Origin of the sequence: Streptomyces sp. NBC_00568, assembly GCF_026341855.1 — a bacterium.
Lineage (GTDB): Bacteria > Actinomycetota > Actinomycetes > Streptomycetales > Streptomycetaceae > Streptomyces.
Genome location: NZ_JAPENW010000001.1, coordinates 44735 through 59041, shown reverse-complemented (window position 1 = coordinate 59041; position 14307 = coordinate 44735). Strand labels below are relative to the sequence as shown.

Sequence of the window (14307 nt, the reverse complement as noted above, 5' to 3'; positions counted from 1 at the left end):
GAGTCGATCCCCCATGGCGAGCGATGCGCCGACCGGCCACGTATCCGATCTCGACTGGCTGATGAGCGGCCTCGTCCAGCGCGTACCCCACACCACGAGCGCGGTGCTGCTCTCCTGCGACGGGCTGGTGAAGTCGGTCCACGGCCTCGACCCCGACAGTGCCGACCACATGGCCGCGCTGGCCTCCGGCCTCTACTCCCTCGGGCGCAGCGCGGGCGTGCGCTTCGGAGACGGCGGCGAGGTACGCCAGGTCGTGGTCGAACTCGACTCGACCCTCCTGTTCGTCTCCACGGCGGGCTCCGGTACCTGTCTCGCCGTGCTCGCGGGCCGCGAGGCCGACGCGGCCGTGCTCGGCTACGAGATGGCCATGCTGGTCAAGAGCGTCCGCCCCTATCTGATCACCGCGCCCCGGCAGCACACCGTCGAACCCCCGGCGATGAGGCCTTGAGCGTGGCCGCGGCCGGTGACGGGCCCTGGCTCGATGACGCGGCAGGACGCCTGGTGCGCCCCTACACCGTCAGCAACGGCCGGACCCGGCCGACGACCGCGCTCGACCTTCTCTCCCAGGTCATGGCGACCGGAGCCACACCCCTCGGCTACTTCGGCCCCGAGCACAGCCAGGCACTCGAACGCTGCCGGGCACCGGTCTCGGTCGCAGAGATCGCCGCCCATCTGAAGCTTCCGGCGGCGGTCACCAAGGTGCTGCTGTCCGACCTCGTCGACTGCGGGGCGCTCACGACGAAGCCCCCGGAGTTCCACCACAACCCCACTGACCGGTCTCTTCTGGAGGCAGTGCTCGATGGATTACGACGACAACTCTGACCTCTTCCCCACCGCACTGAAGATCTTGGTGGCGGGCGGGTTCGGGGTCGGCAAGACGACCTTCGTCGGCGCGGTGAGCGAGATCGCGCCGCTCAGTACGGAGGAGCTGCTCACCACGGTCAGCGCCGCGACCGACAAGCTCGACGGCATCGAGAACAAGGTCGAGACGACCGTCGCGATGGATTTCGGACGCATAACCCTCGATCCGGAACATGTGCTCTATCTGTTCGGCACACCCGGGCAGGAGCGGTTCTGGTTCATGTGGGACGAGCTCTCCGAGGGCGCGCTCGGCGCGGTGATCCTCGCCGACACGCGGCGCCTGGAGGACTGCTTCGCCGCCGTCGACTTCTTCGAGCAGCGCGGTCTCGGGTTCATCGTCGCGGTCAACGAGTTCGACGGCTCGTACCGCTACGACCCGGCCGAGGTCCGCGCGGCCATCGACCTCGACCCCGAGATCCCCGTCGTGCGCTGCGACGCCCGGATCTCCAGCTCGGGAGTGCAGACCCTGCTCACCCTGGTCCGCCACCTCCTGGCCCACGCGCCGGCCCACTCCCCGAGCCACGGAGCCCGTACGTGAGTTACGACCCGCCGCGGCCGGCCGGTCGTCTGCTGCTCACGCCGGAGGACAAGGACGCTCCGGCCCGGGTGCGACGGCTGCGCCGACTGGGGCTGGGGGAGCGCGCGGAGCCCGCCTTCGACGCCTTCGCGGACCGTCTCGCGGAGGTCGCCGCGGCGCCGTACGCGATGGTCAACTTCATCGACGAGGAACAGCAGTTCTTCGCGGGCCTGCACACCCCCGACGGCGGCGCCAAGGGCAGCGACCTCGCCGCTACCGCGGACAGGGCCGAACTCGACGTGGGCCGCTACATGGCCCGGGACCACGGCTTCTGCCCTCATGTGGTGGTGCGCCGCAAGGCGCTCGTCCTGGAGGACGTCTGCGACTACCCGCGCTTCGCCGGAAATCCGGTCGTCGACGATTTCGGCGTCCGCTCCTACCTCGGTGCCCCGCTGATCGACCGCACCGGCATCGCCCTCGGCACGATCTGCGTCGTGGACGTCGAGCCGCGCCCTTGGGGAAAGGCGGGCCTGGAGACCATCAAGGCGATGGCGGCCGAGATGGTCGAGCGGCTCGAACGGCGGGAGGGAGTCCAGGGGTTCTGACGACGTGCCGGGACGCGGGAGTCGGCCCTGCCGGCCGCCCCGGGACCTGCTTGATGCATGTGATGAGCCCCCATGGGACGGGGATCACGCATGTCCACGTAGTCACCTCCGGCACCGCGGTCCCTCTCTTGGGCCACTCCGGCGGCCCGACATCCGACCCCGGGCAGGGCTAGGGAGAACTGGGGTGTGAAGGAAAGCTGGGGCCGCGCTTAAGAAATCCTCGATGGACCGGGGGCACCGTCGTACGGCAGATTTCTGGGTGAATTCACCCCTCTCCCCGGTGCGGGCCCCTTCGGCGTGCCCGTTCCCGGGACCTCACGCACAGGAGCCGTCGAGTGAAGGCGCTGGTCAAGGAGAAGGCGGAGCCCGGACTCTGGCTCACGGACGTTCCGGAGCCGCAGGCCGGCCCCGGTGACGTACTGATCAAGGTCCTCAGGACCGGGATCTGCGGCACCGACCTGCACATCCGCAACTGGGACGGCTGGGCGCAGCAGGCCATCAAGACGCCGCTCGTCCTTGGGCACGAGTTCGTCGGCGAGGTCGTCGAGACCGGCCGCGACGTCGCCGACATCAACATCGGCGACCGCGTCAGCGGTGAGGGACACCTGGTCTGCGGCAAGTGCCGCAACTGTCTCGCCGGGCGGCGCCACCTCTGCCGTGCCACCGTCGGCCTCGGCGTCGGCCGCGACGGCGCGTTCGCCGAGTACGTCGTACTGCCCGCCCAGAACGTGTGGGTGCACCGCGTCCCGGTCGACCTCGACGTCGCCGCGATCTTCGACCCGTTCGGCAACGCCGTGCACACCGCGCTGTCCTTCCCGCTGGTCGGCGAGGACGTCCTGATCACCGGCGCCGGACCGATCGGCCTGATGGCCGCGGCGGTGGCGCGCCACGCGGGCGCCCGCAACGTCGTCATCACCGACGTCAGCGAGGAGCGCCTGGAGCTGGCCCGCAAGATCGGCGTCAGCCTCGCCCTCAACGTCGCGAGCTCGACCATCGCCGACGGTCAGCGCACGCTCGGCCTGCGCGAGGGCTTCGACATCGGCCTGGAGATGTCCGGCCGCCCCGAGGCGATGCGCGACATGATCGCCAACATGACGCACGGCGGACGCATCGCGATGCTGGGCCTGCCGTCCCAGGAGTTCCCGGTCGACTGGTCCCGGATCGTCACCTCCATGATCACGATCAAGGGCATCTACGGCCGCGAGATGTTCGAGACGTGGTACGCGATGTCGGTCCTCCTGGAGGGCGGCCTCGACCTCGCCCCCGTGATCACCGGCCGGTACGGATTCCGTGACTACGAGGAAGCATTCGCCGACGCGGCCAGCGGCCGCGGCGGCAAGGTCATTCTCGACTGGACCCTCTGAGGACTCTAAGGAACTGATGATGTTCGACTCCGTCCGTGACGACCTCCGCACCACCCTCGAAGAGATCCGCGCCGCCGGGCTGCACAAGCCCGAACGGGTCATCGGCAGCCCGCAGTCCGCGACCGTGAACGTCACCGCGGGCGGCCGCCCCGGTGAGGTCCTCAACTTCTGCGCGAACAACTACCTCGGCCTCGCCGACCACCCCGAGGTCGTCGCCGCCGCCCACGAGGCGCTCGACCGCTGGGGCTACGGCATGGCCTCCGTGCGCTTCATCTGCGGTACGCAGGAGGTGCACAAGGAGCTGGAGGCGCGGCTGTCCGCGTTCCTCGGCCAGGAGGACACGATCCTCTACTCCTCCTGCTTCGACGCCAACGGCGGTGTCTTCGAGACCCTGCTCGGCGCCGAGGACGCGGTCATCTCCGACGCCCTCAACCACGCGTCGATCATCGACGGCATCCGGCTGTCCAAGGCGCGCCGCTTCCGGTACGCCAACCGCGACATGGCCGATCTGGAGGCCCAGCTCAAGGAGGCCTCCGACGCCCGCCGCCGTCTGATCGTCACCGACGGCGTGTTCTCCATGGACGGCTACGTCGCTCCGCTCAAGGAGATCTGCGACCTCGCCGAGCGCTACGACGCGATGGTCATGGTCGACGACTCGCACGCGGTGGGCTTCGTCGGTCCCGGCGGCCGCGGAACCCCCGAGCTGCACGGCGTCATGGACCGCGTCGACATCATCACCGGCACTCTCGGCAAGGCCCTGGGCGGCGCCTCCGGTGGTTACGTCGCGGCCCGCGCCGAGATCGTCGCCCTGCTGCGCCAGCGGTCCCGCCCGTACCTCTTCTCGAACACGCTCGCCCCGGTGATCGCCGCGGCCTCCCTCAAGGTCATCGACCTGCTGGAGTCCGCCGACGACCTGCGCGTCCGGCTCGCCGAGAACACCGCGCTGTTCCGGTCCCGGATGACCGCGGAGGGCTTCGACATCCTCCCCGGCGACCACGCGATCGCTCCCGTCATGATCGGTGACGCGTCCGTCGCCGGCCGCATGGCGGAACTGCTCCTGGAGCGCGGCGTGTACGTGATCGGCTTCTCCTACCCGGTCGTTCCGCAGGGACAGGCCCGTATCCGGGTCCAGCTGTCCGCGGGACACTCCACCGAGGACGTGAACCGGGCCGTGGACGCCTTCGTGGCGGCGCGGGCGGAACTCGACGCCTGACGGGCGCGCGCCCTCGGCCCGACAGCGGCCGGAACCGCAGGTGCCCGCACGGCCCCGGCGGCCCCGGGCGGCGTGCGGGTGCTCGCGGCCGTGTACGGCCGAGCGTGTGTGCGCCCTCGCGCCCGGGGGTGCACTCCGGCCTGATGGCCGGGAAAGGCGTGTGACCTGAGAGAATCGGTCGCATGATCGAAGCGCGGCGGCTCCACATCCTTCGTGCGGTGGCCGACCACCGCACGGTGACGGCGGCAGCCGCCGCGCTCTATCTCACGCCCTCGGCGGTCTCGCAGCAGCTGACCGCCCTGGAGCAGGAGACGGGCCACCGGCTGGTCGAGCGCGGTGCCAAGGGCGTACGGCTGACAGCCGCCGGCGAGATCCTGCTCGGACACACCAACGCCGTCCTCGCCCAACTGGAGCGCGCGGAAGCCGAGCTGGCCGCGTACAGCTCGGGTTCCGCCGGTACGGTCACCGTGGCCTCCTTCGCGACCGGCATCGGCCTGGTCGTGGCTCCCGCGCTGGCCCGCCTCGCCGTCACGGCCCCCGGCATCCGTCTCCGGGTCCACGACGCCGAGGGCGACGCCAGCCTGCCGATGGTGCTGGACCGGCAGGTCGACATCGCGGTGGCCGTCGAGTACCGGGGTGCCCCGGACGCGGACGACCCGCGGCTGACGCACGTCCCGCTCTACGCCGAGCCCTTCGACGCGGTCGTCCCTGTGAGCCACCGCCTGGCCGACGCGGAGGAGGTGCCGCTCGCCGAGCTGGCCAAGGATCCGTGGATCGGCCCGTACCCGGGCAATCCCTGCCACGACGTGGTGGTCCTGGCCTGCGAGAACGCGGGATTCCAGCCGCGCCTGGAACATTCCTCGGACGACTTCCGTGCCGTCGTCGCCCTCGCCTCCGCCGACGCCGGCGTCGCTCTGGTGCCCCGCTCGGCGCTGCGCGGCATGGAGCTCACCGGTGTCGTCGTCCGCCCCGTCGACGGCGTCGCGCCCACCCGCCGCGTCTTCGCCGCCGTACGCCGTGGCGCGGAGGACCATCCGCTGATCCGGCCCGTCCTGGACGCTCTGACCCGAGCGGCGACCGTGGACTGAGCCCGACGGCTCGTCATCTCGTATCTGGGATAGCATCCCGAATATGGGAACTGATGACGATGCCGCCGTCGACGCCCGGCTCGGGGCCCGACTGGCCGAGCTGAGGGCCGAACGGGGCTGGACCCTGGGCGAGTTGGCCGAGCGCAGTGGGATCAGCCGGTCGACCCTCTCCCGCGCCGAGCGCGCCGAGATCAGCCCCACGGCCTCCCTCCTGAACCGCCTCTGCCATGTGTACGGGCGGACCATGTCGCATCTGCTCAGCGAGGTGGAGGGAGAACCCGCCCTGCTGGTCCGCGCCGCCGACCAGGCGGTCTGGACGGACAAGGCCTCCGGCTTCGTCCGGCGATCGGTGTCGCCGCCGCATCCGGGACTCCGCGGTGAACTGGTCGAGGGGAGGCTCACGGCGGGCGCGGACATCGCGTACGACAGGCCTCCCGTGCCCGGCCTGGAGCAGCACATCTGGGTCCTCGGCGGAACGCTCGACGTGACCGCGCAGGATGCCGAACACCGCCTCGGCGCCGGCGACTGCCTCCGGCTGCGGGTGTGGGGCCCGACGCGCTTTCGCTGCCCCGGCCCCGCGGACGTGCGGTACGCGCTGGCGGTGGTGCTGCCGTGAGCACCGTCGCGCGCCTCACCTCAGCCGAACTCCTCGCAGCCGCAGACGAGTTGGCGGACCTGCTCATCGACACCGTGGAGGGCGGCGCCTCGATCGGGTTCCTCGCCCCGCTCGACCGGGCGGCGGCCGTCGCCTGGTGGCGGGAGCGCGCGGCCGCGGTCTCGGCGGGGCACCTCGCGGTCTGGGTGGCCCACGGCGGTGACCGGCTGCTCGGCACCGTCGCCCTCGCGTTCCCGGACAAGCCGAACAGCCGCCACCGCGCCGAACTCGTCAAGCTGATGGTGCACCGGGACGGCCGCGGGCAGGGCCTCGGCCGGACGCTCCTCGCGACCGCGGAGACGGAGGCGGCCGCCGCCGGAGTCACCCTCCTCCACCTGGACACCGAGACCGACAGCCCCGCCGAGTCCCTCTACCTCTCGGCGGGCTGGACCCGGCTCGGGGCCATACCCGACTACGCGGCCACGCCCTCGGGCGAACTGCGTCCGACGACGATCTTCTACAAGAGGCAGGGAGCGCTCGCGGACGACACGTGACCGGCCTCGGCCCCCGCGGCCGCGCGGACACACGTGAGGGCCCGGCGGGGAGACACCGCCGGATCGGGGCCGCCGGAGACGGAGACCGGGGTCCGGTCTCCGGTCTCTGGCGGCCCCGCCGCGTCGGGAACGCCGCTGACGTCGTGCTTCGTCGCGTCGATGTCAGTGCCATTGGCTACCGTGCGTCTCATGCCGGATGCCGAAGACGTACGCCGTATCGCCCTCTCCCTGCCGGACACGACGGAGAAGATCGCCTGGAGCATGCCCACCTTCCGGGTCGCGGGAAAGATGTTCGTCACGCTGCCCGAGGCGGAGACCTCCATCGCCGTGCGCTGCCCGAAGGAGGAGCGCGACGAACTCGTCCTGGCCGAGCCGGGGAAGTTCTGGATCGCCGACCACGAAGCCGGTTTCGCCTGGGTCCGGGCCCGGCTCTCCGCGCTGGAGGACGACGGCGAACTCCGTGACATCCTCGCCGACTCCTGGCGCCAGGCGGCCCCGCCCCGGCTGATCGACGCCCACCCCGAATTGGGGCTCCCGTCCGCCGGCTGAAAAGGCCTCGGCGCTGTCGGCGCCCCGTGGCATGATCCGGAAAAGGGAGTGGGGAGCGGGACGGGCGCTTCGTGGGGGAGCCGCGGGGCGGGGCCAGGGGGAAGGTGCGAGCGGGATGACCATGACGTCATCGGGCGAGGAACCACTGCGCGCAGAGCGCTCGGACCGCGCGCCGGCGGACAGGTCGGCTGCGGACGGATCGGCGGGGCGCAACCCGGCCGAGGACGGCTCGGCGGACGACGGATCGGTGGGGCGTAGTCACGCGGATGTCTGTGTGGCCGGGCGCGTCTCGGAAGGCGACGGTGTGGCAGAGCGCGGCTCGGCGGACCATGGATCGGCGGGTCGCAGATCGACCGGCGTCGGTGTGGCCCGGGGCGGATCAGCTGAGCCGTGGAGCGAGGCGTCCACGGTGGCGGGCTCGGGTCCCGTCCGGCCTGACATCGTTGCCGACCGGCCGGCGCGGCCGGTCTGGTCGCGCGACTTCGCCCTGTTCTTCGTCGCGCGCGCCATGGCCCGGCTCGGCGACACCATGCTGCCGGTGGCCCTCGCCGCGGGATTGCTGCAGTACGGCTACGGGGTGGGTGCCGTCGGCGTCGCCATGGCCGCGTCGGCCGCCCCTTTCGCCGGACTGGTGATCTTCGGCGGAGTGATCGCCGACCGGTTCAGCACCCGCAAGCTGATGATCGGCGCCGACCTCGTGCGGCTGGTGGCCCAGGCGGTCGCCGCCGCCCTGTTCTTCGCCGACCACGTGGTCCTCTGGCAGATCTGCGTGATCGGCGCGGCCAACGGCGTGGCGGGCGCGGTCTTCCAGCCCGGCGTCGCCAGCACCGTGCCGCGCCTCGCCACCGACGTGCAGGGCGCCAACGGCGCCATCCGGATCGCCGAGTCCTCCGCCCAGCTCGCCGGCCCCGCCCTCGCGGGTCTGCTGGTGGCGTTCGCCTCCGCGGGCGGGGTCTTCGTGGCCCACGCCGCCACCTTCGCGCTCAGCGCCCTGTGCCTGCTGCTGCTCCGCCTGCCCCCGGCCGCTCCCGGAAGCCGGGCGCACAGCGGCAGCTTCAAGGCCGATCTCGCCGAAGGGTGGCGGGAGTTCAGATCCCGTACCTGGATGTGGGCCGTCATCGTCATCTGGTGCGTCTACATGATCTCCATCTGGGGCCCGACGGTACCGCTGGTGGCGACCGAGGTGGTGCGGGAGCACGGCCCGCGCGCCTACGGCCTGATCAACTCCGCCCTGGGCGCCGGCACCGTCATCGGCGGGCTCGTCGCGCTGCGGCTGCGGCCGCGCCGCATGCTGCGCGCCGGTTCCTTCGCCCTCTTCGCCTTCGCGTGCTTCCCGGCGTCCGTCGGGGCTGGGCTCGGTGTGGCCGCCATGTCGGCGGGAGCGGTGATCGCCGGCGCGGGCACGTCACTGTGGGGCGTGATGTGGGCGACCAGTGTGCAGACGCAGGTCGCGCCCGACGTCCTCAACCGCATCCACGCCTACGACGTCGCCGGCTCCCTGGCGATGATGCCCGTCGGCCAGGCACTTGCGGGACCCGCCGCCGCGGCCCTCGGCGCCGACCACGTCCTTCTCCTGGCCGGTGTCATGACCCTCGTCGTCTCCACGGCCCTGCTGTCGGTGCCCGCGATCCGCAATCTGGTGCGCGCCGACGGCCCCGTGCCCCTGGGACAGCGGGAACCGGTCACCCCGGTCCGTGCGGGTCGGGGCAGGTCGGGCTAGGTACGGCCGTACGTCGCCGAGATCGTCGTACGCGGATCTCGGCGACCTCGACCGGGCTCCGGGCCGGCACCGGACACGTGCCGCCCACCCGCTTCCACGTGGCGCCGGCCGCCCGGTCGGCGGAAAACGGGTGCGCGACCACCGTCACGAGTGCGGTATTGTTTCCGTGCACGTCCAACCAGGGGAAACCCCAGGTCAGACGGGCACCGGGACGTGGCGCAGCTTGGTAGCGCACTTGACTGGGGGTCAAGGGGTCGCAGGTTCAAATCCTGTCGTCCCGACTTTTTGAGTCGTGGTTCAGAGGCCGTTTTCTCAGCGATGAGGAAGCGGCTTCTGTCGTACCCGGGCGCTGCCGTCCGGCCCTCCTCGGCCGAGCTCGTCCAGGGTGTCCGGGACGGCCCGATGGCCGAGAAAAACGCTTGGACCGCGCGGACACCGTCACGGGACACTGCAAGTCCTGGCCTGCCCATATGCGGACATCACCGTTTTCGTGACCGGTCGCGCGTGGCGGGCTGCCGTACGACGACACAGGGTTGGGATGGCATCGCCTGAATCGCGCAAGGCTATACCGGGCAGGGGCTCTGTGCTCCTCGCACTCCGTTACTACGGAAGGGAGTTGGGCAGGCTCCGGCGGCTGACGGTGCCCGCGATGCTGCTGCCGGCGCTGGGCAACATCGGCATCAGCTACGTCGCGCCGCTCATCGTCGCGAAGCTCGTCGGCCGCATCGCGGGCGACGGCAGCGGTATGTCCATGGGCGCGGCGCTGCCCTACGTCCTCGGCTTCGGCGGCGTGCTGCTGCTGGCGGAGGCGTTCTGGCGCCTCGGTCTGCACTGCCTGAACCGTCTGGACGCCCTGGGCATCGAGCAGTTGTACGTGATCGGCATGGACGAACTGTTCGCCAAGGACGCCTCGTTCTTCCACGACAACTTCGCCGGATCGCTGACCAAGCGGGTGCTGAGCTTCGCCTCCCGCTTCGAGGAATTCGTCGACACGATGACGTTCCAGGTCGTCGGGAGCCTGGTGCCGCTGGTGTTCGGATCGGTGGTGCTGTGGCGCTACGAACCGCTGCTCGTCGTCGGGCTCCTGGTGATGATCGCCGTGACGGGCCTGTGCGTGGTGCCCCTCATCCGCCGTCGCCAGGCACTCGTCGACCAGCGCGAGGAGGCGATCGCCCGGGTCTCGGGCCACGTCGCCGACAGCCTGATGAACATGGACACCGTCCGGGCCTTCGCCGCCGAGGAACGCGAGGCGGCCGAACACCGGTCCCGCGTCGCGGCCTCGCGGCGGCTCACCCTGCGGTCGTGGGACTACGGCAATCTGCGCATCGACACCCTGGTCGCGCCGATGTCCGTGCTCACCAACGCGCTCGGCCTGCTGCTCGCGGTCGCCCTCGGCGGGGGCGGGCACGGCGTGGAGGCGGTCGTGGTCGCCTTCACCTACTACGCCAACGCGACCCGGATCATGTTCGAGTTCAACCAGATCTACCGGCGTCTGGAGAGCTCGATGACGGAGGCCGCCCAGTTCACCGAACTGCTGCTGACGCCGCCGACCGTGCTCGACCCGGTCGCCCCGGAGCCCCTGCTGTCCCGCGACGCCGACGTCCGCTTCGAGCGGGTGACCTTCACCCACGGGGGTGCGAAGCCGCTCTTCACGGGGCTCGAACTGGCCGTGCCCAGCGGAGCGAAGATCGGTCTGGTCGGCCGGTCCGGCGGGGGCAAGACCACGCTCACCCGGCTGCTGCTGCGGATGACGGACATCGACGACGGCCGCATCCTGATCGGCGGCCAGGACATCAGCAAGCTGCGCCAGGCCGACCTGCGCAGCCTGATCGCCTACGTGCCCCAGGACCCGGCGATGTTCCACCGCACGCTGCGGGACAACATCGCCTTCGCCCGGCCGGACGCCGGCGACGCCGAGATCCGCCGCGCGGCCGAGGCGGCGCACGTCACGGAGTTCGCCGACGCGCTGCCCGACGGTTTCGACACCATGGTCGGAGAGCGCGGCATCAAGCTGTCCGGCGGCCAGCGCCAGCGGGTCGCCCTGGCCCGCGCGATCCTGCGCGACGCGCCGATCCTGCTGCTCGACGAGGCGACCAGCGCCCTGGACTCGGAGAGCGAGATCCTCGTCCAGGAGGCGCTGTGGCGGCTCATGGAGAAGCGCACGGCGCTCGTGGTGGCGCACCGGCTGAGCACGGTCGCCACCATGGACCGGCTCGTCGTCCTCGACCAGGGGCGCATCGTCGAACAGGGCACGCACCAGGAGCTTCTCGCGTCGGACGGCGCCTACGCGAAGTTGTGGCGGCACCAGTCGGGCGGCTTCATCGACGACAGCCCCGCACCGGCCGACCAGCACTGAACGCGGGCCCCGGGGCCCGGGCGTGCCGGGTGGCGGGGGCGACGGGCGCTCGCGCAGCCGCCACACGGTACGGGAGCGCCACCCCGGGGGTCAGGCCGGGTCGGCGGGGCGCAGCGGCACCGTCCACTCCAGGACGGTGCCGCTCGGCTCGTTGGCTGTCAGGGCGCACGCGCCGCCGAGGTTCTCGGCGCGGGTACGGAGGTTGCCGAGACCGCTGCGGCGGGTGGCGTCGGGACCGATGCCACGGCCGTTGTCCGCCACCCGCAGCCGCAGCGTGGTGGGGGTGGCCTCGGCCGTCACCTCCACGGCGGTGGCGTGGGCGTGCCGGGCGGCGTTCGACAGGGCCTCCCGCACCACCGCGAGCAGGTGATCGCGCTGCTCGTCGGACACGTCGGTGTCCAGCAGGCCGCTCATGCGCAGGGCGGGGGCGAAGCCGAGCGTCTCGGCCGCGTGGCCCACCTCGGTGACGAGCCGGGCGCGCAGACCGGTGGCACCCGCCCGGTCACTCTCGCGCAGGGCGTAGATCGTGGAGCGTACGACCTTGATCGTGTCGTCGAGATCGTCCACCACCCGCTGGACACGTGCGGCCACGTCGGGCCGGTCGGCGAGCCGGTTGAGCACGGACTGCAGGCTGAGCCCGCCGGCGAAGAGCCGCTGGATGGCGAGGTCGTGCAGGTCGCGCGCGATGCGGTCGCGGTCGTTGAGGACGAGCAACTGCTCGGCGTCGCGGCGGTGTTCGGCGATCTCCAGGGCGAGCGCGGCATGACCGGCGAAGCCGGCGATCATCTCGACGGTGGCGTCCGGGAACACGGTGCCGCCCTGCCGGTTCGCGACCTGGAGAACGCCGCGCACCCGCTCCTGGGTGCCCAGCGGAATCACGAACGCCGGGCCGAGGTCAAGGACCGACGCGCTGCCCGTCCCCGTGCGCGGGTCCTGGCTGAGCGACGTACTGACGATTCTCTCGCCGGAGGCGAACACCTTGGCGGCCAGACTCGTTCCGTCCGGCAGGGCCAGCCCCCGCACCTGGTCGGCGCCGCGTCCCTCGGCGGACTCGATGACCAGGTCCGTGGTGCCGGTCACCGGCAGCGCCAGGGTGACCAGATCCGCGTCGGACAGTTCCCGGACCGTCGCGGTGAACGCGTGCAGGACCTCGGTCGGATCTACGCCGGACAGCAGGGTGCGGGTCAGTTCGCTGCTCGCGGCGAGCCAGCGCTCACGGCGCCGCGCGTCGTCGTACAGCCGGGCGTTGTCGATGGCCACACCGGCCGCGGCGCCGAGCGTGCGCAGGACCGCCTCGTCCTCGGCGTCGAACGCGGTCCCGCCGTGCTTCTCCGTGAGGTACAGATTGCCGAAGATCTTGCCGCGGACCTGCACGGGGGTGCCGAGGAACGTGGTCATCGGGGGGTGCCCGGGAGGGAAGCCGACCGAGTCGGGGTGGTCGCTCAGGACGGGGAGCCGCAGTGCGTGCGGCTCCCGGATGAGCAGGCCGAGGATGCCCTCGCCCCGGGGGTGGTTACCGATGCGGGCGATGGTCTCCTCGTCGATCCCGACCGTGATGAACTGTTTGATGCCGCCCTCGTCGCCGAGGACGCCGAGCGCCCCGTAGCGGCAGTCGACGAGCTGCACGGCGGACTCCACTATCTGCCGCAGGACCACATCCAGGTCCAGGTCGCTGCCGATCGCGAGGACCGCTTCGAGAAGGGTGTGCACCCGGTTCTGGGTGCCGCGCACACGCTCGACCTGCTCCTGCAGGTCCTCCAGCAGGGCGTCGAGCCGGAACTGCGGTACCGAAGGCTCCTCCGGAAGGCGCGCGCCCCGGTCCATGCGTGTTCCCCTCACTGCCGCCCGTCGGAGCCATGATGCCCGACCGGCCGCACCCGCGGTCGAGCACCGGTGCGGAACGCGACGCGCGGCCTCGGGGCGGCAGGTACGGCGCCGGAGACGCATGGGCGGACGACGCTAGCCCTTGAAGCCGACCCCGCCGTACAGGGACACCGGCTCGTCGCCGATCGGGGTCTCGCCCTCCGCGAGTTCGGGGCGCCAGTCCTTCACGGAGACGACGCCTGGCTCGACCAGGTCAAGTCCCTTGAAGAAGCGGCTCACTTCGGCGTGCGAACGGCCCACCAGGGTGACTCCGCCGCGCGCGTAGTGCTCGATACCCCGCCGCACGTTCTCCGGCTCGAAATCGGCGGTCATCGCGGACAGCGCCAGACAGCTGCCCGGCGCCAGTGCGTCGACCAGGGTCTCCACCAGCTCGTACGCGCCGCTGTCGTCGGCGATGAAGTGCATCAGCGCGATCAGTGACAGGGCCACGGGGCGGTCGAGGTCGAGCACCCGCGCGGCCTCTTCGAGGATCTTCCCCGGCTCGTGCGCGTCCGCCTGGACGTACCGCGTCACGCCCTCCGGCGTACCGCGCAGCAGCGCCTCGGCGTGGGCGAGGACGATCGGGTCGTTGTCGACGTACACCACCCGTGCGTCCGGAGCGGTGGTCTGCGCGATCTGGTGGAGGTTGGGCTCGGTGGGGATGCCGGTGCCGATGTCGAGGAACTGGCGGATTCCCGCCGTGCGGACCAGGTGGCGGGTGGCCCGCTGCATGAACCAGCGGTTGCTGCGCGCGGCCCGTCGGGCGCCGGGATCGAGCGCGGTGATCTGCTGCCCGAGCCGCTCGTCGACGGGGTAGTTGTCCTTGCCGCCCAGGTACCAGTCGTACACCCGTGCCGGATGTGGCCTGCTGGTGTCGATCCGGTCCGCGGTGGACTCCGTCCCCGTCATACGCCAACTCCCTGCTCCGCTGGGCTGGTTCACCCCGCCAACCCGTGTCCGGCGGGGTGCGTGAGCAGTGTGCCATCCGTGTGGAGCGCGGGTCCTCGGACAGTCGATCCCCG

14 protein-coding genes and 1 tRNA gene are annotated in these 14307 nt (G+C 71.6%); 13 read left to right on the top strand and 2 right to left on the bottom strand.

Annotated features, from left to right (window positions below; genetic code table 11):
* The first annotated feature begins 13 nt into the window (after positions 1 to 13).
* The 13 genes from OOK38_RS00275 (at position 14) to OOK38_RS00215 (ending at position 11422) form a co-directional block, all read left to right on the top strand.
* Positions 14 to 448 (top strand): roadblock/LC7 domain-containing protein, encoded by a 435-nt coding sequence (locus OOK38_RS00275; RefSeq protein ID WP_266847992.1) that lies wholly within the window; start codon positions 14 to 16, stop codon positions 446 to 448.
* 2 nt (positions 449 to 450) lie between these two features.
* Positions 451 to 822, top strand: coding sequence for a DUF742 domain-containing protein (locus OOK38_RS00270; RefSeq protein WP_266764117.1), 372 nt, complete (start codon positions 451 to 453; stop codon positions 820 to 822).
* Entirely contained in the window at positions 800 to 1399 is a 600-nt protein-coding gene (locus tag OOK38_RS00265; RefSeq protein WP_266764118.1) for an ATP/GTP-binding protein, read from the top strand. Before OOK38_RS00270 ends, OOK38_RS00265 begins: the two co-directional genes overlap by 23 nt.
* Positions 1396 to 1983, top strand: a complete 588-nt coding sequence (locus OOK38_RS00260) for a GAF domain-containing protein (RefSeq protein WP_266847991.1) — start codon at positions 1396 to 1398, stop codon at positions 1981 to 1983. The genes OOK38_RS00265 and OOK38_RS00260 overlap by 4 nt, the downstream gene beginning before the upstream one ends.
* Before the next feature lie 335 nt (positions 1984 to 2318).
* Positions 2319 to 3347 (top strand): L-threonine 3-dehydrogenase, encoded by a 1029-nt coding sequence (gene tdh / locus OOK38_RS00255; RefSeq protein ID WP_266764120.1) that lies wholly within the window; start codon positions 2319 to 2321, stop codon positions 3345 to 3347.
* A 19-nt stretch (positions 3348 to 3366) separates the two neighbouring features.
* Positions 3367 to 4560 carry a glycine C-acetyltransferase gene (locus OOK38_RS00250; protein ID WP_266765949.1) on the top strand — a complete coding sequence of 398 codons (1194 nt, stop codon included), beginning with the start codon at positions 3367 to 3369 and terminating at the stop codon, positions 4558 to 4560.
* Between the two features lie 182 nt (positions 4561 to 4742).
* Entirely contained in the window at positions 4743 to 5648 is a 906-nt protein-coding gene (locus OOK38_RS00245) for a LysR family transcriptional regulator (protein ID WP_266764121.1), read from the top strand.
* A gap of 43 nt (positions 5649 to 5691) precedes the next feature.
* Complete coding sequence (locus OOK38_RS00240; protein ID WP_266764122.1) at positions 5692 to 6264, top strand: helix-turn-helix domain-containing protein; 573 nt, start codon at positions 5692 to 5694, stop codon at positions 6262 to 6264.
* Entirely contained in the window at positions 6261 to 6797 is a 537-nt protein-coding gene (locus tag OOK38_RS00235; protein ID WP_266764123.1) for a GNAT family N-acetyltransferase, read from the top strand. Before OOK38_RS00240 ends, OOK38_RS00235 begins: the two co-directional genes overlap by 4 nt.
* Before the next feature lie 189 nt (positions 6798 to 6986).
* Complete coding sequence (locus OOK38_RS00230; RefSeq protein WP_266764124.1) at positions 6987 to 7346, top strand: MmcQ/YjbR family DNA-binding protein; 360 nt, start codon at positions 6987 to 6989, stop codon at positions 7344 to 7346.
* A 115-nt stretch (positions 7347 to 7461) separates the two neighbouring features.
* Entirely contained in the window at positions 7462 to 9066 is a 1605-nt protein-coding gene (locus tag OOK38_RS00225) for an MFS transporter (RefSeq protein ID WP_266764125.1), read from the top strand.
* 207 nt (positions 9067 to 9273) lie between these two features.
* A tRNA-Pro gene (locus OOK38_RS00220) sits at positions 9274 to 9347 on the top strand.
* Positions 9348 to 9604: 257 nt separating this feature from the next.
* Entirely contained in the window at positions 9605 to 11422 is a 1818-nt protein-coding gene (locus OOK38_RS00215; RefSeq protein ID WP_266764126.1) for an ABC transporter ATP-binding protein, read from the top strand.
* A 90-nt stretch (positions 11423 to 11512) separates the two neighbouring features.
* On the opposite strand, the gene OOK38_RS00210 is transcribed toward OOK38_RS00215, so the two are convergent.
* Positions 11513 to 13246, bottom strand: a complete 1734-nt coding sequence (locus tag OOK38_RS00210) for a GAF domain-containing protein (protein WP_266764127.1) — start codon at positions 13244 to 13246, stop codon at positions 11513 to 11515.
* Positions 13247 to 13381: 135 nt separating this feature from the next.
* Positions 13382 to 14194: an SAM-dependent methyltransferase gene (locus OOK38_RS00205; protein ID WP_266764128.1), complete on the bottom strand. Its 813-nt coding sequence runs from the start codon at positions 14192 to 14194 to the stop codon at positions 13382 to 13384.
* Positions 14195 to 14307: the final 113 nt, after the last annotated feature.